The sequence below is a fragment of the Streptomyces sp. NPDC111744 genome (genome assembly GCF_055634995.1).
In genome coordinates this window covers 125,323-142,641 of the sequence record NZ_JBVKCG010000004.1, presented here as the reverse complement: position 1 = coordinate 142,641, position 17,319 = coordinate 125,323, and the positions used below count along the sequence as shown (strand labels likewise).

Sequence of the window (17,319 nt, the reverse complement as noted above, 5' to 3'; positions counted from 1 at the left end):
GTCCCTGCCCACGCCCCTGACAAGCGGCGTTCCTAGCTTCGTCGACCATGACGGGAAACCACAAAGACACGTCGATCACCCGCCGCCGCGCCCTCGTGGTGTCCGGCGGCACGGTGGCGGCCGGCGGCCTTGCGGTCGCCGGCTTCCAGTCGGCCTTCGCCGACACGACCGACACGACCGGCACCGAAGCGGACGCCACGGCCTCCGCCAGTTCCACCAGCAGTGAGTGCATGACGCTGATGAGCAGCGTCACGGAGGGCCCGTACTACCTCGATGGTGCCTTGGTGCGCAAGGACATCACCGAGGGCAAGGCCGGCGTTCCGCTCACCCTGCGCCTGACCGTCGTGGACGCCACCGACGGCTGTACCCCGGTCAAGGGTGCCGCGGTCGAGATCTGGCACTGCGACGCCTGGGGCTACTACTCCGGTTACACCACCGCCAACCCGGGCGGCTCCGCCCCCGCCGAGAGCGAGGAGGGCGACTCCGCCGACGACAACACCTATCTGCGCGGCTACCAGATCGCCGACGCCCACGGGGTCGTCAAGTTCGAGACGATCTTCCCCGGCTGGTACACGCCGCGCACCTGCCACATCCACATCAAGGTGCACACGGGTGGCGAGAAGGCGGACGGCACCTACGAGGGCGGCACCGTCAACTACACCGGCCAGCTCTTCTTCGCCGACGACATCGCCGAGGAGATCTTCACCCTCGACCCGTACTCCAAGCACACCGGCAGCTACACCGTCCTCGCCGACGACATGGTGTACGACGGCGGCGGTGCCTCCAGCGGTCTGCTGACCCTGAAGGCCGTGCACAAGAAGGACCCGTCGAAGGGCTACAAGGGCTCCCTGACCCTCGGCATCGACCCGGACGCCGAGAACACCGGCGCCGGCAGCGGCGGCGGAGGCACTCCGCCCAGCGGCGCTCCGACGGGCACCCCGCCGAGCGACAGCGCCTCCCCTTCGGCCTCCGCCTCCTCGTAAGGTAAGGGACATGACAAGCCGCGAGGACGCTGCGCTGGCGCAGGCCGCCGTGGCCGCGCTCACCGGTCAGCTGGCGCTGGCCCCGAAGCCGGGGCTGCCCGACCCGCGTGACCTGGACGCCCGCAGCACGCGCCGGGAGCACGACAGTCTGCGCTGGTCGGCCAGGGCGCTGGCGCCCGGCCTCGCGGCGATGGCCGCCTCCGCCCGCCGTACCGGCGAACCCTCGCCGGTGCTGCGGGCGGAGCTGGGCGCGATCGGCCGGTCCACCGAGCACTCGGTCGGCCTGGCCGGCGGCGGCCACAAGGGCGCCCTGTGGGCCCTCGGCCTATTGGTCGCCGCGGCCGTCCTGGACCCCCGGGCCAAGGCCCGCGAGATTGCCGCCACGGCGCGCAGGATCGCCGCCTTCAACGACAAGGGCGCCCCCAAGCGCCCCTCACGGGGTTCGTCGATCTCCGCGAAGTACGGCGCGGCCGGCGCCCGGGGCGAGGCCAGGGCCGGATTCCCGCACGTACGAAGGGGGTTGGACGCACTGGCGACGGCCCGCAAGGCGGGTGCCACCGAGAACCAGGCCCGTCTCGACGCCCTGCTCACCGTGATGTCCACCCTCCAGGACACCGAACTCCTCTACACCGCGGGCCCCCTGGGCCTGCGCCATGTCCAGGCGGGCGCCCGCGGCGTCCTGGAAGCGGGCGGTACGGCGACGGAGGCCGGCGCGGAGGCCCTGACAGCCCTGGACGCCGACCTGTACGAGCGCGGCTGGAGCCCGCGGGGCAGCGCGGGCCTGCTGGCCGGGGCCCTGTTCCTGGACGCCCTCCCGACGCGCTGAGTCAGCCGTCCAGCACCTTGGCGAGCACCTCCAGGGCCTCCGGATAGACCCGCTCCCGGGGCGTCCCGTACCCGACGACCAGGCCCTGCGGCCGCCCCGCACCGCCGTCCGTGTGCCAGTGCTCCCCGAGGCCGCCCACCGCCAGCCCCGCGGCCTCCGCACGGGCCAGCGTCTCCTTCTCGTCGGCCACGGTGACGAGCGCATGCAGCCCGGCGGCGATCCCCCGCACGTCCCGTCCGGAGCCCAGCCGCCCCAGCAACTGGTCCCGGCGCCGCCGGTAACGCAACCGGCACGCGCGCACGTGCCGGTCGTAGGCGTGGCTCTCGATCAGCTCGGCGAGCGCCAACTGCCCGATGGACTCGGTGTGATGGTCGCTGTGCAGCTTGGCGTCGGCGACGGCGTCCACGAGATGCGGCGGCAGCACCATCCATCCGAGCCGCAGCGCGGGCCCCAGCGTCTTGGAAGCGGTCCCCAGATACACGACCTGCCCCGGCGCCACCCCCTGCAAGGCGCCCACGGGCTGCCGGTCGTACCGGAACTCCCCGTCGTAGTCGTCCTCGACGATCACCCCGCCACGCGTGCGTGCCCAGTCCAGCACGGCCCGCCGCCGCTCCGGGTGCAGGGTGACTCCGGTCGGGTACTGATGGGCGGGGGTGAGGACGACAGCCACCGCATCCCCCAACTCCGCAGCCCGGGCTCCTCGTTCGTCCACCCGCACCGGCACGACGATCCCCCCGTTCTTCCGCACCACCTCCCGGTGGAACGGCATCCCGGGGTCCTCCATGGCCACGGCGGCGGCCCCGCCCAGCACCCGCGTGAGCAGGGCGAGCCCCTGCACATATCCCGAGGTGACCACGATCCGCTCCGGCGGCGCCACCACCCCACGGGCCCGCACCAGATACCCCGACAGCGCGGTCCGCAACTCGATCCGCCCGCGCGGATCGCCGTAGTCGTACGCCAGGGAGGGCGCGCCGGCGATGGCCCGCCGCAGCGCCCGCAACCAGGCGGCCGCCGGAAACGCCCCGACGTCCGGCCCCCCGGGCCGCAGATCGAAAAGAGGCGCACGCGCGCGTGCCGCGGCTTCGGGCGTGTCGGATGCGGCGGAGGGGAGGGTGGCGACCCGGGTCCCGGACCCCTGCCGAGCGGTCAGGTACCCCTCGGCGACCAACTGGTCGTAGGCGGCCTTGGCGGTGCCGCGAGAGATCCCGAGTTCAGCGGCGAGCCGCCGGGTGGCCGGCAGCCGCGTCCCGGGCACCAACCGCCCATCACGCACGGCATCGCGCAGGATGCGCTCAAGTCCGACCCGCCGCCCGTCACCGGTGTCACCTTCCAGACGCAGCACGACGGCACCCCAGAAGTCGTCCACTTCTCACCCCCGTTGACCGGATCCACCCATGAGCGCGGGGAACTACGCGCTCAGCCCCCACTCATCCGCAGAACGCGACAATGGCCGGGCACCCACGCAGGTACCCGGCCGTTCACCCGACACGTCAGCCCTTGAGCGAAGCCATCCAGGCCTCGACCTCGTCAGACCGCCGAGGCAGCCCCGCGGAAAGGTTCCGGTTCCCGTCGGCCGTCACCAGGATGTCGTCCTCGATCCGCACCCCGATCCCCCGGTACTCCTCCGGAACGGTCAGGTCGTCGGCCTGGAAGTACAACCCAGGCTCCACGGTCAGCACCATCCCCGGCTCAAGGACGCCCTCCACATATGTCTCGGTCCGCGCGGCGGCGCAGTCGTGGACGTCGAGCCCGAGCATGTGCCCCGTCCCGTGCAGCGTCCACCGGCGCTGCAGTCCGAGCTCCAGCACCCGCTCCACCGGTCCCTCCACGAGCCCCCACTCGACGAGCCGCTCGGCCAGCACCCGCTGCGCCGCATCGTGGAAGTCGCGGTACTTGGCGCCCGGCTGCACCGCCGCGATGCCGGCCTCCTGGGCGTCGTACACCGCGTCGTAGATCTTCTTCTGCAGCTCGCTGTACGTGCCGTTGATCGGCAGCGTGCGTGTGACGTCGGCGGTGTAGAGGCTGTGCGTCTCGACGCCGGCGTCCAGGAGGAGCAGGTCGCCCGAGCGCACCGGACCGTCGTTGCGGACCCAGTGCAGGGTGCAGGCGTGCGGGCCGGCCGCGCAGATGGAGCCGTAGCCGATGTCGTTGCCCTCCACGCGCGCGCGGAGGAAGAACGTGCCCTCGATATAGCGCTCGGACGTGGCCTCGGCCTTGTCGAGGACCTTCACCACGTCCTCGAAGCCGCGGACCGTGGAGTCGACGGCCTTCTGCAGCTCGCCGACCTCCCACTCGTCCTTGACCAGCCGTGCCTCGGAGAGGAAGACGCGCAGTTCCTCGTCGCGCTCGGCGGTGACCTTGTCGGTCAGCGCGGCCTCGATTGCGGTGTCGTACCCGCGGACGACCCGCACCGGGCCGGTGGCCTCGCGGAGCTGGTCGGCGAGTTCGCGGACGTCGGCGGCGGGGATGCCGTAGAGCGCCTCGGACTCGGTCAGGGAGTGGCGGCGGCCCACCCACAGCTCGCCCTGCCCGGAGAGCCAGAACTCGCCGTTCTCACGGTCGGAGCGGGGCAGCAGGTAGATGGTGGCCACATGGCCGTCGTCCTTGGGTTCCAGGACGAGTACGCCGTCCTCGGTCTGGTCACCGGTGAGATAGACGTATTCGACCGACGCCCGGAACGGGTAGTCCGTGTCGTTCGATCGGGTCTTCAGGTTGCCGGCCGGGATCACCAGGCGGTCGCCCGGGAAGCGGGCGGACAGTTCGGCTCGGCGGCGAGCGGTGTGCTCGGCCTGCTCGACGGGGGTCAGGTCGCGCAGCTCCGTGTCGGCCCAGCCGGACTTCATGCTGTCGGCGAGCTCGTCGGACACGCCCGGGTACAGGCCGTTCTTGCGCTGCTTGATCGGCTCTTCCGGCTCGGTTTCCGGGCCCTCCGCGTCAGCGGCAACATCAGGTACTGCCGGTGTGAGCTCGTCCGCCACGGTCATCCTCCTCGACACTGCACTGGATCCCGTCCATCGTACGGTCGTACCGAACGGCGACCCAGGCCGGACGACTCCTGACCGGGTGACCTGCCTTTCTGACTGACCGATCAGTCGAAACGGGCCGCCAGCAGCACCACGTCCTCCTCGCTGCCGGCCGAGTCCAGCCCGTCCGGCAGCACCGTGCGCAGCACATGGTCGGCGATCGCCCCGGGGTCGCGGCGCAGCGGGCGCGGGATGCTCGCGGCGGCCGTGTGCAGCCGGGCGAAGGCGCGGTCCATGGGGTCGCCGGTGCGGTGCAGCAGCCCGTCGGTGTAGAGGAGCACGGTTTCCCCGGCCTCGGCCTCGATCTCCACGCTGGGCGCCTCCCAGCACGCCAGCATCCCGAGCGGCGCCGAGACCGAGGTCTCCGCGAACTCGGTACGGCGCTCGCCGATCAGCAGCGGCGGGCTGTGTCCGGCCCCGGCCAGGGTGACCTTGCGCAGCGCGGGCTCGCAGTAGGCGAACAGGGCGGTGGCGGAGCGGGCCGGTTCGGTCAGCCGCAGCAGCAGTTCCAGGTCGGAGAGGACCGCGACCGGGTCCTCGCCCTCCATCACGGCGTACGCCCGCAGGGAGGCCCGCAGCCGGCCCATGGCGGCCACCGCGCTGGGCCCGGAGCCGGTCACCGAGCCGACCGCCAGACCGAGAGCGGCGTCGGGCAGCGGCAGCGCGTCGTACCAGTCGCCGCCGCCGCGCGGGCCGGTGCGGTGCCGGGCGGCGAGCTGGACGCCGGCCACCCGGGGGAGCCGGGAGGGGAGCAGTTCGTCGGCGATGGTCGCCATGCACGCGCGCGTGCGCTCGACTTCCAGCAGCCGGGCCAGGTGCTCGGCTGCGAATCGGACGTACAGGCCGATGAGGTGGCGCTGGCGCTCGTTCGGCTCGGCCGGCTCGTCGTACAGCCAGAGGACCGCGCCCAGGCGGACGGCGGCGTCGGTGGTCAGGGGGAGCGCGTAGCTGGCCGCGTAGCCGAGACGGGCGGCGACCTCGCGGTGGCGGGGGTCGAGGCCGTCCTCGGCGAACAGGTCGGGGTGGACGATCTCGGCGGTGGTGCCGGCGTCGTACGGCAGCGCGCCGCGCGGGACGGTCTCCATGTGGCCGAGCTCCGCTCGGCCGAGGCCGAGGCCGAGCGTGGTGTGCGGGCCGAGGCCGTCGGCGGGCTCCAGCGCTACGAGTCCGCGCCGGGCGCCCACGAGGGCGGCACCGGCGCGCAGCAGTTCCTGGAGGGCAGGGTCAAGTCCGTCGGTGCGGGCGAGCCGTTCGGTCAGTTCGTGGAGGGTGGTGAGGTCGGAGACCCAGCCGGCCAGCCGGTCCTGGAGGAGGGTGCCCGGTGCTGGTGCGGCAGGGGCCTTCGGGACCGGAGGTGCGATCGGGGCGGGGGGAACCGGCGCGACAGTGTGTGCGGGCGTGGGGACCGTTGAATCGATTCCAGCCACTTTCGGAAGGTGCGGGGCGTTCATCGTGTCCGGCTTTCAGACCTGTGCGTATTGCTCAAAAGCATCGCAAACCCCCATGTCTTTCTGCGCCGCTAGCAGTGTCTCCACATGTACACGCACTCGTGAGGGGATGTCCAGCATTGTCCTGCTGGGATTCCTGGTGTCCGTGGGTCTCTTGGTGACTTCTCCGGACGGCTTGCACAAAGGCAAAGTTGGCTTAAAACTGACTCAGGTAACGGTTCACTGCGGTCGACTGGCCTTGCTCCACGGAGCGTCACAGCGGTCGTGATGGGTACGTACTCGGAGAAGGCCAGGGGTGGTTGGGGATCACCCGGAACCTGGCGACGGACCCGGGCGTCTTAACCACCGACGACCGTGCCCCATCCTCCCGTGGCGGCGGCGGAGAGAAACACTCGGAACGGCAAAACGCCAGACTTCGCCACCCCCACGCCGTGGCCGTGCTTTTGATAGACGCAGTATCGGACGCGGGCGCGGCCCCCGCTCGACCCTTTGGGTTCCCCTTGCCAGCGCAGGGGTGTGATGCGCCAACAGGTACGCACAGTGAAGTGATCGACACATGATGTGATGTGGTCCACGGTGTTGCCAGTGGTGCAACGGAAAGGAACGAGCGCTCATGCGCGAGATCCTCGGAAGGCGACGCAGGCTCCTGTCCAAGCGGAAAGACAAGGGGCCTGATTTTCTCGGCGCGGCCCTGACCTTCGCGACGGAATGGCAGTGGCCCGTACTCCCGGGTGTGGCCCCGGACCCGCAGGGCCGGGCCCGTTGTGCCTGCCCCGACCCGGAGTGCACGGTGCCCGGTGCGCACCCCTTCGACCCCGGTCTGCTCGCCGCCACCACCGACGAGCGCATGGTGCGCTGGTGGTGGGGCAACCGGCCGGCCGCGCCGATCGTCCTCGCCACCGGAGCCTCCGGCGGAAAGGCGCCGTGCGCGGTCAGTCTGCCCGCCCTCGCCGCCTCTCATGCCCTCACTCTTCTCGACCGCCGCGGCATGCGCCTCGGCCCGGTGGTCGCGGCGCCCACCCGCTGGGCGCTGCTGGTCAAGCCTTACTCCATGGAGCAGTTGGGCGAGCTGCTGTACGCCAAGGACTTCGTCCCCGGCTCGCTCCGCTTCCACGGGGAGGGCGGCTATCTCGCCCTGCCCCCCTCCGAGACCGGCCAGGGCGCCATCCGCTGGGAGCGTGCCCCGCTGCCCGGCTCGGCCAAGCCCTGGGTGCCCGATGTGGAGGCCGTGGTGGACGCCGTGGTCGACGTCCTCACTCGTACGGGTGTGAGCGCACCCGAGTTGTGAGGGTGTCGGGCGCGAGAACACGGCTTTACGCGCCTCGCTGGTTATCTTCCGCACATGAACGTACGTCTGCTCGCCCTCGCGGGCGTCATGGTGTGCGCGGTCGCGCTGCCGCTGACCGTGGCGTCCGCGGGACAGGTGGGCGACGCCGCCGTACACCCCGCCCGGCACGACGACGAGAAGCTGCCGGTGCCCGTCCGGTCCCCCCTGGTGCTCGGCCTCGGCCTGGCCACGGCCGCCCGCTGCGGGCCCGAACTCACCTCCCCGGACGGAGTGGAGGCGCAGACCTGTGTGATGGCCCAGGGAGCGGACACCTGGGCGCGCACCTACTACCGCAACGCCACCGGGGCGGACCTGGAGTCCGTGCTGAGCTTCATGGGCCCGTACGGCCGTACGGTGCAGACGCACTGCGCCGCGAACGCCGACGACGAGCCCGCCATCTGTGAGACGCCCCGGGAGCACACACGGGGCGCCCTGGACTCCTACACGGCCGTCACGGAGTTCGCGGCGCGGGATGGCGACGGACCGTTGCTGCTGCGCAGTGCGAGCAATTCCGCGAGTGATTCCGGGAGCGGGGCCGGGATCGGGAGCGACTCCCCGAGTGACTCCGGGCGGGATGCTGCGGGCAACTCGGCCGACGCCTCCGGGGACTCGTCCGGGAGCAACTCGGATTCGTCAAGCGGGAGTTGACGTACCCCTACGTTCCGTACACCGGACGCCGACGTGGCCGCGCGCATGAAAAGGCCCGGTTGCTGGCGACGGGGGATGCACCAGCAACCGGGCTACTGAGACGGTAACAAGAGATCGGCGGTTCGCAAATTCGATCTCGCCTATTCGGACACGTATCTGCTTGCCACTTAGGGAAGTTGTGACAGGAGTCACCCGAGTCAACGAGCCCGGAGCGGCTGACCGGTCGGTCAGCCGCGTTCCTCCGCCGGTACCGGGTGTCAGCTGAGCGTGACCTGTCGGTTGGTCAGCCCGCCACGGGCCCGGCGCTCCTCCGCGGTGAGCGGTGCCTCCGAGGCCAGAGCGGTCGCGAGCCGCTCGGCGAACTCGGCGGCCGGCTTCTCCACGTCCTCGGCGCCGACCCCGCTCGGCAGGTCCCAGACCGGCACGGTGAGACCGTGGGCGCGGAAGGAACCGACCAGCCGGGTGCCCTCACCGAGGCTGGATCGGCCCGCCGCGTGCAGTCGCGCGAGAGCGTCCAGAAGCTGCTCCTCGGGATACGGCATGACCCACCGCAGATGGTTCTTCTCGGGCGTCTCGCACCAGTAGGCGGAGTCGACGCCGGTCAGCTTCACCGTCGGGATGGCCGCCGCGTTGGCCCGCTCCAGGGAGGCGGTCACCTCCGCGGTGGCGTTCTCAGCGTCCTGCACCCAGAACTCGAAGCCGTCGTGCACGACTGGCACGAACGGGCCCTCGGGGTCGAGCAGATCCTGCAGCCGGGGGCTGTCGGCGGGGGCGCGGCGGCCCTGCACCGGGGTGCCCGGCTCGGCGACGAGGGCACGCTGGAGGGTGTCGGCGAGGTCGCGGCTGATGTCACCGGACGCCGTGTCGTTCTGCAGGCCGAGGAGGACGGTGCCGTCTTCGCGCCGCAGCGCCGGCCAGGCCATCGGCAGCACCGTCGCGAGCGTGACCGAGGGGACGCCCTCGGGCAGGCCGTCCTTCAGGGTCAGCTCGACCGTGGCGGCGGGGACCAGCTCGCGCAGTGCCACCCAGTCGCCCTCGCCCGCCAGCCCCTTGAACGGGCGGTGCACCAGCTCGGTCGCCGCGTGCGCGGCCGCCCGGCCGTGGCACGCCTTGTAGCGCCGGCCGCTGCCGCAGGGGCAGGGCTCACGGGCACCGACAACCGGAAAGTCTCCATCAGCGCCTCCGGCGCGGGCTGCATCGCTGAGCTGCGGCCGCGTGGCCTTTGTCTGGGGTCGCTTCTTGGCCATCTGGGTGTCTCCCGGTTACGGCTCGTCTCGTACTGGCGGGAGCCTAGCCGTTCACGCCCTGGACCACGGGTACCTGTGGACAGAGCCGCGGGAGCGGGCGCCGCCGGGTCGGGTCGGTACGGGCCGGATCGGGCCGGGTCGGTAGGGGCAGGGCCGGATCGGTACGGGTCGGGTCGGGCCGGGTCGGTACGGGCAGGGTCGTACCGACCGAATCGGTACTGGGGCCGGTCCAGGCCGGTCCCGGTTGGTACGAGCCGGTCCGGACCGGCCGGTCAGGTCGGTCCCGGTTGGTACGGCCCGGTGCGGGCCGGTCCAGGCCGGACCATCTCGGCTCAGGTCGGCACTATCTTCGGCTCAGGTCGGCTCAGGTCGGCTCGGGTCGGCTCGGGTCGGCTCAGTCCAGGTCGTCGAACGCGTCGGCGAAGTCCAGACCGGCCATCTCCGGTGCCGCGGGTGCCGTGACGCGCGTAGCGAAGGCGTCGCGGTGGCCCGTGCCATCCGGATCACTCACGTCCTTGTGCACCACGACCCAGACCGTCACCTCGCCCCGGGCGTCGTCCCGGACCCCCCAGTCGTCCGCCAGGGCCGTGATGATGTTCAGCCCGCGGCCGCCGTGCGCCGTGACCGACGGGGTCATCGGAGCCGGGCGCGTCGGTCCGCCGCCGTCCGTCACCTCGACTATCAGGCGGCCGCGCGTATCCACCCGCCAGGCGGCCCGGACGTCGCCGTCCCCGGACAGCGCGTCGTCCCCCAAGGGACGCCCGTGTTTGCACGCATTGCTCAAAAGTTCGGAAAGGATAAGTACGGCATCGTCGATGACTGATTCCGATATGCCACCGGTGCGCAACTGATCGCGCATACGGTGCCTCGCCTTCCCCACGCCCGCAGGGCCATGGGGTACGGCCATGCTCGACGACGTGGGCACCTCCTGTGCCACCACCAACGCCACCCCCGAGACCTCCTTTGCCCCACGCCACGATGTGGATGCCCCATTGGCCTGAACCGGAAACCGGCCAATGAATGTCCGGTGACGCATTCGCTACGAACGAATACCTACCGAACGCGCCGGAGCACACCCTGTGACGGGTTCGTCGCCATACCCCCAGATATGGCTTCGTGTGGCTTGATTTCGATGGTGTGGCCGATAGGTGAGGATGGTGTGAGTGAGCTGTCGGGTCAAGGGGTGTGGGGCTTCCTTACGCGACTCTTTATGTGAGCCTCACTCAGCAGGACGGTTCCCGGTTCCCCGTCCCAGCCGCTGCAGCACCGCTCCCGGCCGGTTGGTGATGATCGCGTCGATACCGAGGTCCAGGCACAGATCCACGTCCTCCGGCTCGTTCACCGTCCAGACGTGCACCTGGTGGCCGTTCCGCTTCAGCCGCTCGATGTACCCGGGGTGGTTGCGCACGATCCGGATCGAGGGGCCCGCGATCCGCACCCCGGCCGGCAGCCGCCCGTCGCGCAGCCGGGGCGAGAGGAACTGGAGCAGATAGACCGTCGGCAGCGTCGGCGAGGCCCCCCGTACCCGGTGCAGCGACCGCGCGGAGAAGCTCATGACCCGCACCTGTGACTCGGCGGCCGTGGCCGGAGCGTCCAGGCCGAACCGCTTCAGCAGGAGCATCAGCCGCTCCTCGACCTGCCCCGCCCACCGCGTGGGGTGCTTGGTCTCGATCGCCAGCTCCACCCGCCGCCCGGCGTCCGCGACCAGCTCCAGCAACCGCTCCAGCGTGAGTACGGAGGTGTCCGCGCGGTCCTCCGGCCGGAACTCCCAGTCGGGCTCCTCGTCCCGCCCCCGCCAGGCCGGGCTCTTCTTCCACGAACCGAAGTCCAGGGCGGCCAGCTCCGCGAGCTCCAGGGCCGAGACCGCCCCGCGCCCGTTGGACGTACGGTTGACGCGTCGGTCGTGGACACAGACCAGGTGGCCGTCCGCGGTCAGCCGTACGTCGCACTCCAGGGCGTCGGCGCCGTCCTCGATGGCCTTCTTGTAGGCGGCGAGGGTGTGCTCGGGGGCGTCCTCGGAGGCCCCGCGGTGTGCGACGACCTGGATGCGATGCTGTGGTGCGTGGGTCACCGCGACATGGTGCCACCGTGCGGGCGGCCGTGGGGGCATCCCCGATGCCAGCAAAGGGAACTTTTGTCGGACAGGCCCTATATAAAGGTTGTCGGTGTACCCACAGCCACCGCTTATGGTGCTCTGACGGCCTGTGGGAAAAGCTGACGGCATACAAAAGCACATGCACAGCTGATTCGCGCCGGACCGACAGCAAGCGTGAAAGAGCGTGACCGAGTGCGACCGAGAAGAAAAGCCGTGGACCGAGGAGAGAAGCTGTGAGCACCGAGAACGAGGGCAACCCGGTACCCCCGGCCCCGTCCGCACCTCCCGTGCCGCCGACGTCTCCCACTGCTTCGCCGCAGGCAGCCGCGTCCGACGGCGGGGAAGCGCCGACCACCCCGATCGCCCCGACCCCGCCGGCGGCGCCCCAGGGCGCGCCCGCGGGTGACCCCTACGCGCCCCCGCCGCAGGCCCCCGAGGCTTCCTGGCCGCCGCCGCCCCCCGCGACCCCTTCCTACGCGGACGCGGGTGCGGGTGCGGCTGGCGGGGCGGCTGGCGGGGCCGGGGCCGGCTGGGGCTCGCCGTACGACCAGCAGCACCAGCAGTACCCACAGCACCAGCCGTTCCAGCAGCCGCAGCACGCGCCGAAGAAGGGCAGCGGGCGTGGTGGTCTGATCGCCGCCGTCCTGGTGGCCGCACTGGTCGCGGGCGGTCTCGGCGGCGGCCTCGGCTACACCCTGGCCAAGAACAACGACGACACCGGTTCGACGACCGTATCCGCCTCCACCGACGGCGGCGCCACGCAGGTCAAGCGCGCGGCCGGCACCATCGCGGCGGTCGCCAACAAGGCGCTGCCCAGCACGGTCACCATCGAGGCCGAGTCGACCAGCGGCCAGGGCGGCACCGGCACCGGGTTCGTCTTCGACACCCAGGGCCACATCGTGACCAACAACCACGTGGTCGCGGACGCCCTCGACGGCGGCAAGCTGACCGCGACCTTCCCGGACGGCAAGAAGTACAACGCCGAGGTCGTCGGACATGCGCAGGGCTACGACGTCGCCGTCATCAAGCTCAAGAACCCGCCGTCGGACCTCAAGCCGCTCGCCCTGGGCAACTCCGACAACGTGGCGGTCGGCGACGAGACGATCGCTATCGGTGCTCCCTTCGGCCTGTCCAACACCGTCACCACGGGCATCATCAGCGCCAAGAACCGCCCGGTCGCCTCCAGCGACGGCAGCTCCACCAGCAAGGCGTCCTACATGAGCGCCCTGCAGACCGACGCCTCCATCAACCCGGGCAACTCCGGCGGCCCGCTGCTGGACTCCTCCGGTGCGGTGATCGGCATCAACTCCGCGATCCAGTCCGCCTCCAGTGGCGGCCTGGGCAGCACCGGGCAGTCGGGCTCGATCGGCCTGGGCTTCGCCATCCCGATCAACCAGGCCAAGTACGTGGCCCAGCAGCTGATCAAGACCGGCAAGCCGGTCTACGCGAAGATCGGCGCGTCGGTGTCCCTGGAGGACAGCAGCACCGGCGCGCAGATCACCGACTCCGGCTCGGGCGGCGCCGCCGCGGTCGAGTCGGGCGGCCCCGCCGACAAGGCCGGCCTCAAGTCCGGTGATGTCATCACCAAGCTCGACGACTCGGTGATCGACAGCGGCCCGACCCTGATCGGCGAGATCTGGACCCGCAAGCCCGGCGACAAGGTCCAGGTCACCTACAAGCGAGGCGGCACGGAACACACGGTCGAAATGACCCTGGGCTCCCGCGTGGGCGACAACTGACCCGCACACGCGCGTGCGGACCGGTTACTCTGTTCCCCGCGCCGATCTCGGTCGGCGCGGGTGGGTTGCCCGAGCGGCCTAAGGGAACGGTCTTGAAAACCGTCGTGGCAGTGATGTCACCGTGGGTTCAAATCCCACACCCACCGCGTGACGTTGACGGCCCCTGACCAGGCAAGACGGTCGGGGGCCGTTGCCGTGCCCGCTGCCCGCCGGACACCGCCGTCCCCCGGTTTCCCGCCCTGTCGGGCGCGGAAGGGGCATGGCCTGGGGGCTTGGGGAATGGCCTGAGGTGGCTGTCGCCTACCGGTTGACGGGGATCTCGCTGGCCTGCCGGGGCCCGGGCTGCTCCACGGCGTGGCTGACGGTGATCCCGATGACGGCCATGCGGTTCACGACGCCTGTCCCGGCGTGCGGGCCTCCCTCGGGGAGGACGACAAGGGTGCCGGCAAGTTCCCCTCGGGCTCGTTCCAGTGCACCGGCGGTCACAACTCCAACCACGGCGGCGTCCTGCTCCCCGATGCCCTCCGCTGGTTGTGGCGGCCCGACGAGGGCTGAGCGCCGCCAGGTGTTGATCAATGGCCCTGAGCACCAGGGCGGCCAACTGAGGCACTCAATGGCAACTGAAGTGCTGGGTTACCAGCATGTCGCCGAACCGGTGTCCGCGCTGGCCTAAAAAATCGAACACATGCTTGAATTTGGTCATGCGACCGTTTCCCGACGACCTAGCCCAGGCGCAGCAGGAGTGGCGGGCCACCTACCGGCAGCTCGCCGAGCGGCCGGGCCGTACCGAGCTGCGTCGGCGTCTGTACCGGCTGTCGGTTCAGCTGTTCTTCCATCCCTACTGGCAGCAACGGCGCCCAAGGCCTGCGGCCTGGTGGGAACTTCGGGACCTCGGACGGTCAGACGTAGACGTGAGTGGGCGGCTTCGCCGATGACGGGATGGAATGCGGGGCCGCATGTCCCGGATGATCCTGAAGGCATGTCCGGCCCGATTCGCGTGATCGTCCACCCGCCATCGCCGTCGGGTGGCCGTCGCGTACGCGTCGATGGCGAGATCCTCGGCCTGGCCCACAACCTGGCCGACGTCGCCGAGTTCCTCCGCCGAGCTGGGCTGGAGATCGACTCGACGCAGGTGGCGGAGTCACCGTGGATCGAGTGGCGCGGAGTGGGGCCGGAGCACTGGGGCCCGGAGACCAGCGGTTGTGGCTGATACGGGATCTCATCGGTCGTGTCCTACGGCGCTGCCGCGGCCTGCGGCTTCAGCTGACGTCTCACACCGTGTCCCGGACGGGGAGTCTCACGGGCGTGGCCGGATCCGTGGACCGGCGCTCCACCGAGGTGATGGCGACCTGACCAGCGTCCTGACGCGGGTCGGTGCCGAGGACCTCGCGCATCGTCGCCTCCGAATCGAAAGCGATCCGGACGATGGCGTCGATGGGCTCCTCGGCGGCGTCCTGCCTGGAGTGCGACAGGTAGTACCGGTCCGTACTCGTGCTCCATGAAGTGGGGGCCTGGACGGGGGACTTCGGCTTGGGAAAGCTTCGGGCATGCGCTCAGCTGACTGGTACTTGACCGAAGACGTCGACGAGTTCCTTTCCCGGGCCGGGGACTTCTTGCGTTCGCGTCCCGTGCTGCACACCTCGCCGTTGTCGGTGATGGAGAAACTACGCACCCTTGGGACGGCCGGGTTCGGCGGCCGGGTCCCCGTGCTCGGCCGGCTGGAGCGGGCGGGTGAGGTCGGTGCCCTGTTCTACCGCTTTCCGCCCGGCGGCCTGACGGTCTCCTCTCTCACGCCCCAGCAGGTCGACACCCTCGCCGGCCACCTGGTCGACCTCGGGCACTCCCTGCCCTCCGTCAGCGCGGACCACGACACCGCCACCGCGTTCGCCGAGGCCTGGCAGCGGCACACCGGTGCGACGCCGACACTCCGGGTTCGGATGCACCTGTACCGGCTCGGCGCGCTCACCCCGCCGGAACCGTTCCCCTTGGGGCAGGGCCGGCTCATGGGCGAGCGGGACCATGAGCACCTCATGCGCTGGTGCCGCGAGTTCGCCGTGGACGTCGGGGAGGAGGTCACCATCGACGCCGACTCCTGGGCCGGCACCCGCTTCGCCGAGAAGCGCTACACCCTGTGGGAGACGCCGGACGGCACACCCATCTCCATGGCGGGCGTGAACCCGATGGTCGCCGGCATGGTCCGGGTGGACCCCGTCTACACCCCGGCCCACCTGCGCGGTCGCGGCTACGCGGGCGCCGTGACCGCCGAGGTGAGCCGGGCAGCACGCGCCGCGGGCGCCCGAGAGGTCGTGCTCTACACGAACGCGGCCAACCCGACCAGCAACGCCCTCTACCAACGCCTCGGATACGTCCGGGTCACGGACTGGGCGGTTTACGACTTCTCGTACACCGCCCCGGAAGCCGGTTAGGACGTGATCGGGACACGGCCCCGGGACCGCACCTGCTGTCCGGCCAACGGCGGCGCTGCGCGGCTGTCGCTGTCCTGCGGGATCAGCCGTTGCGCCAGTCGTTGATCCGCTTCTCCCACTCCCTGTCGTCCGTCGTCTCCATGATTTCGCGGCGGGCGAGCGGTCGTTGAGGGCCTTGTGCGGGTAGCCCTCCAGCAGCCCGTCGTACGTCGACGAGAGCCGCAGTGGGAGAGGCCGATCGAGCGGCCGGAGGCGAGGATGACGCGGGTCAGGGGCATGCGCGGCAGGTCAGGGGGACGGGCGGCTGTCCGTGTTCGGTTTTCAGGGGCGGCGGCCGGTCATGCGGGCCGCTGACGCGATCGTCGCGCGGGCCTCGCGTTCCGTCAGGCCCGTGTGGACCGCCGCGTCGATCAGCGGGGCCCTCAGGGCGCGGCCGATGCCGTTCTCGTAGGCGCGGCAGGCCGCCCAGAACAGGCGGGTGTTGCGCTGGCCCTCGTGGGCGGTGAGGACGAACTGGACCAGGCCCTGGCCGCGGTTGCCGACCGAGGGGTGGGTCGAGGGGTGGGGCGCTCGCGGGGGTGGGAGCAGGAGACGGAGGAGGGACGGCGGGCAGGGGGCCGGGACCAGGTGTTCGGTGCCGGGGGCGGTGGCGTAGACGCCGTGGTCGGTGCGGGAGCCGGGGCCGACCAGGTAGCCGCCCGCGCCCCGGATGTCGATGCCGGGGGCGAGCCGGCCGGCGGAGTTGGGGATCACGGCGTCCGGCGGTCCGGTCAGCCACAGGTGGCGGCCGCCGCTCGGCGTGAGCACGACGACCGTGGGCGGGATGGTGAACAGGTGCCGCAGTGCCAGTTCGCGCAGCGCGGCGGTGGAGTCCGTACCGGACTTCACGTCGAGGTCGACGCCGATGAGGCGGTAGGGGGGCAGTCCGCAGGCGATGCCGTAGCCGGTCGCCCAGGGCGCCGCGGCGAACAGCTCGCGGATGCGGGCCGGGTCGGTGGTGGCGTCGTACACCCCGTGGCCGGGGCGGCCGCACTCACCGTGGCAGGGCGGTAGCGCCGGTTCCGGCTCGTCGAGGTTGGGGGATCGGTGCGGGGAGCGAAGGGCCGGGAGTTTGGTTCGGGACAGGGGGATGACGGCCAGGCCGCGCTCGGCGGCTGACAGGGCGTGTGCGAGGGCCAGCGTCGTGGCCTGCCGGTCGGTGGTGGCCATGGATCCATGTTCGTACGTACGTTCGAAAAAGGGAAGAGGGAGCCGGTGTGACACGCCAGGGGTGGCGGCTTGGCCGGAAAAGGTGCTGGATCGGTTCTCCCCTTGGGGTGCTTGAAGAGGGGATGTCCGGAGTGGTCATGACTGGGGCTGGAGTCGACCAAAGATGCCGAAAGGGGTTTATCGACTTGTCATCACGCTTGAGGGCGAATGAGGCCTTCCGGTCTGGTTCGCCGGGGATTCGGTGGGCAATTCTGATCTCGCGACGTCGATGACAACCACCGAGGCGGTCGGCCAACTGCCTTGTAAACAGCCTTACTTGACGTACTTCCGGCTTAGCCGGGCTCTGAG

15 protein-coding genes, 1 tRNA gene and 2 pseudogenes are annotated in these 17,319 nt (G+C 71.0%); 9 read left to right on the top strand and 9 right to left on the bottom strand.

Features of this window, described 5'->3' with window-relative positions:
* Positions 1–47: 47 nt before the first annotated feature.
* Entirely contained in the window at positions 48–983 is a 936-nt protein-coding gene (locus ACZ7OO_RS10820) for an intradiol ring-cleavage dioxygenase (RefSeq protein WP_471503633.1), read from the top strand.
* Positions 984–993: 10 nt separating this feature from the next.
* The gene (locus tag ACZ7OO_RS10815) at positions 994–1,809 is read left to right on the top strand and encodes a triphosphoribosyl-dephospho-CoA synthase (protein WP_471503631.1); all 816 of its coding nucleotides are present in this window, start codon (positions 994–996) and stop codon (positions 1,807–1,809) included.
* A gap of 1 nt (position 1,810) precedes the next feature.
* Here the strand turns inward: ACZ7OO_RS10815 and pdxR are convergent, their stop codons facing one another.
* The 3 genes from pdxR to ACZ7OO_RS10800 all read right to left on the bottom strand — a co-directional run bounded on the left by pdxR (position 1,811) and on the right by ACZ7OO_RS10800 (position 6,283).
* Positions 1,811–3,175 (bottom strand): MocR-like pyridoxine biosynthesis transcription factor PdxR, encoded by a 1,365-nt coding sequence (pdxR, locus tag ACZ7OO_RS10810; protein ID WP_471503629.1) that lies wholly within the window; start codon positions 3,173–3,175, stop codon positions 1,811–1,813.
* A gap of 124 nt (positions 3,176–3,299) precedes the next feature.
* Positions 3,300–4,793 carry an aminopeptidase P family protein gene (locus tag ACZ7OO_RS10805; protein ID WP_471503627.1) on the bottom strand — a complete coding sequence of 498 codons (1,494 nt, stop codon included), beginning with the start codon at positions 4,791–4,793 and terminating at the stop codon, positions 3,300–3,302.
* A gap of 104 nt (positions 4,794–4,897) precedes the next feature.
* Positions 4,898–6,283, bottom strand: a complete 1,386-nt coding sequence (locus tag ACZ7OO_RS10800) for a PP2C family protein-serine/threonine phosphatase (protein ID WP_471503625.1) — start codon at positions 6,281–6,283, stop codon at positions 4,898–4,900.
* A 610-nt stretch (positions 6,284–6,893) separates the two neighbouring features.
* Here ACZ7OO_RS10800 and ACZ7OO_RS10795 point away from each other — a divergent pair.
* Positions 6,894–7,568 (top strand): bifunctional DNA primase/polymerase, encoded by a 675-nt coding sequence (locus ACZ7OO_RS10795; RefSeq protein ID WP_471503623.1) that lies wholly within the window; start codon positions 6,894–6,896, stop codon positions 7,566–7,568.
* A 54-nt stretch (positions 7,569–7,622) separates the two neighbouring features.
* A pseudogene (locus tag ACZ7OO_RS10790) lies at positions 7,623–8,138 on the top strand (hypothetical protein); the annotation flags it as partial.
* Positions 8,139–8,512: 374 nt separating this feature from the next.
* Here the strand turns inward: ACZ7OO_RS10790 and ACZ7OO_RS10785 are convergent.
* The 3 genes from ACZ7OO_RS10785 to ACZ7OO_RS10775 form a co-directional block, all read right to left on the bottom strand.
* Complete coding sequence (locus ACZ7OO_RS10785; RefSeq protein ID WP_471503621.1) at positions 8,513–9,502, bottom strand: DUF5926 family protein; 990 nt, start codon at positions 9,500–9,502, stop codon at positions 8,513–8,515.
* Between the two features lie 394 nt (positions 9,503–9,896).
* Positions 9,897–10,538 (bottom strand): ATP-binding protein, encoded by a 642-nt coding sequence (locus ACZ7OO_RS10780; RefSeq protein WP_471503619.1) that lies wholly within the window; start codon positions 10,536–10,538, stop codon positions 9,897–9,899.
* Between the two features lie 183 nt (positions 10,539–10,721).
* Complete coding sequence (locus ACZ7OO_RS10775) at positions 10,722–11,573, bottom strand: glycerophosphodiester phosphodiesterase (RefSeq protein ID WP_471503617.1); 852 nt, start codon at positions 11,571–11,573, stop codon at positions 10,722–10,724.
* A 257-nt stretch (positions 11,574–11,830) separates the two neighbouring features.
* On the opposite strand from ACZ7OO_RS10775, the gene ACZ7OO_RS10770 reads away from it, so the two are divergent.
* Together ACZ7OO_RS10770 and ACZ7OO_RS10765 are read left to right on the top strand one after the other, a co-directional pair.
* A complete protein-coding gene (locus tag ACZ7OO_RS10770; protein WP_471503615.1) occupies positions 11,831–13,336 on the top strand; it encodes a S1C family serine protease in 1,506 nt (501 codons plus the stop codon).
* A gap of 59 nt (positions 13,337–13,395) precedes the next feature.
* Positions 13,396–13,482, top strand: a tRNA-Ser gene (locus ACZ7OO_RS10765).
* Positions 13,483–13,657: 175 nt separating this feature from the next.
* On the opposite strand, the pseudogene ACZ7OO_RS10760 reads toward ACZ7OO_RS10765, so the two are convergent.
* A pseudogene (locus tag ACZ7OO_RS10760) lies at positions 13,658–13,783 on the bottom strand (GntR family transcriptional regulator); the annotation flags it as partial.
* Between ACZ7OO_RS10760 and ACZ7OO_RS10755 the strand changes: the two are divergent.
* Positions 13,745–13,891 carry a hypothetical protein gene (locus ACZ7OO_RS10755; RefSeq protein WP_471504270.1) on the top strand — a complete coding sequence of 49 codons (147 nt, stop codon included), beginning with the start codon at positions 13,745–13,747 and terminating at the stop codon, positions 13,889–13,891. The pseudogene ACZ7OO_RS10760 and the gene ACZ7OO_RS10755 sit on opposite strands and share 39 nt — an antisense overlap.
* A gap of 424 nt (positions 13,892–14,315) precedes the next feature.
* Positions 14,316–14,546 carry a hypothetical protein gene (locus ACZ7OO_RS10750; RefSeq protein ID WP_471503613.1) on the top strand — a complete coding sequence of 77 codons (231 nt, stop codon included), beginning with the start codon at positions 14,316–14,318 and terminating at the stop codon, positions 14,544–14,546.
* A gap of 61 nt (positions 14,547–14,607) precedes the next feature.
* Here ACZ7OO_RS10750 and ACZ7OO_RS10745 read toward each other — a convergent pair whose 3' ends face one another.
* Complete coding sequence (locus ACZ7OO_RS10745) at positions 14,608–14,730, bottom strand: hypothetical protein (protein ID WP_471503611.1); 123 nt, start codon at positions 14,728–14,730, stop codon at positions 14,608–14,610.
* Positions 14,731–14,883: 153 nt separating this feature from the next.
* On the opposite strand from ACZ7OO_RS10745, the gene ACZ7OO_RS10740 reads away from it, so the two are divergent.
* Positions 14,884–15,762: a GNAT family N-acetyltransferase gene (locus ACZ7OO_RS10740; protein ID WP_471503609.1), complete on the top strand. Its 879-nt coding sequence runs from the start codon at positions 14,884–14,886 to the stop codon at positions 15,760–15,762.
* A 321-nt stretch (positions 15,763–16,083) separates the two neighbouring features.
* On the opposite strand, the gene ACZ7OO_RS10735 is transcribed toward ACZ7OO_RS10740, so the two are convergent.
* Positions 16,084–16,971, bottom strand: coding sequence for a bifunctional DNA primase/polymerase (locus ACZ7OO_RS10735; protein WP_471503607.1), 888 nt, complete (start codon positions 16,969–16,971; stop codon positions 16,084–16,086).
* Between the last annotated feature and the right edge of the window lie 348 nt (positions 16,972–17,319).

Excerpts from the sequence above, each read along its gene's own strand:
- ACZ7OO_RS10800 (WP_471503625.1), bottom strand. The coding sequence starts at position 6,283 with ATGAACGCCCCGCACCTTCCGAAAGTGGCTGGAATCGATTCAACGGTC.
- ACZ7OO_RS10740 (WP_471503609.1), top strand. The coding sequence starts at position 14,884 with ATGCGCTCAGCTGACTGGTACTTGACCGAAGACGTCGACGAGTTCCTT.
- ACZ7OO_RS10745 (WP_471503611.1), bottom strand. The coding sequence starts at position 14,730 with ATGCGCGAGGTCCTCGGCACCGACCCGCGTCAGGACGCTGGTCAGGTC.
- ACZ7OO_RS10820 (WP_471503633.1), top strand. The coding sequence starts at position 48 with ATGACGGGAAACCACAAAGACACGTCGATCACCCGCCGCCGCGCCCTC.
- ACZ7OO_RS10805 (WP_471503627.1), bottom strand. The coding sequence starts at position 4,793 with ATGACCGTGGCGGACGAGCTCACACCGGCAGTACCTGATGTTGCCGCT.
- ACZ7OO_RS10785 (WP_471503621.1), bottom strand. The coding sequence starts at position 9,502 with ATGGCCAAGAAGCGACCCCAGACAAAGGCCACGCGGCCGCAGCTCAGC.
- ACZ7OO_RS10795 (WP_471503623.1), top strand. The coding sequence starts at position 6,894 with ATGCGCGAGATCCTCGGAAGGCGACGCAGGCTCCTGTCCAAGCGGAAA.
- ACZ7OO_RS10780 (WP_471503619.1), bottom strand. The coding sequence starts at position 10,538 with ATGCGTCACCGGACATTCATTGGCCGGTTTCCGGTTCAGGCCAATGGG.
- ACZ7OO_RS10735 (WP_471503607.1), bottom strand. The coding sequence starts at position 16,971 with ATGGCCACCACCGACCGGCAGGCCACGACGCTGGCCCTCGCACACGCC.
- ACZ7OO_RS10750 (WP_471503613.1), top strand. The coding sequence starts at position 14,316 with ATGTCCGGCCCGATTCGCGTGATCGTCCACCCGCCATCGCCGTCGGGT.
- ACZ7OO_RS10815 (WP_471503631.1), top strand. The coding sequence starts at position 994 with ATGACAAGCCGCGAGGACGCTGCGCTGGCGCAGGCCGCCGTGGCCGCG.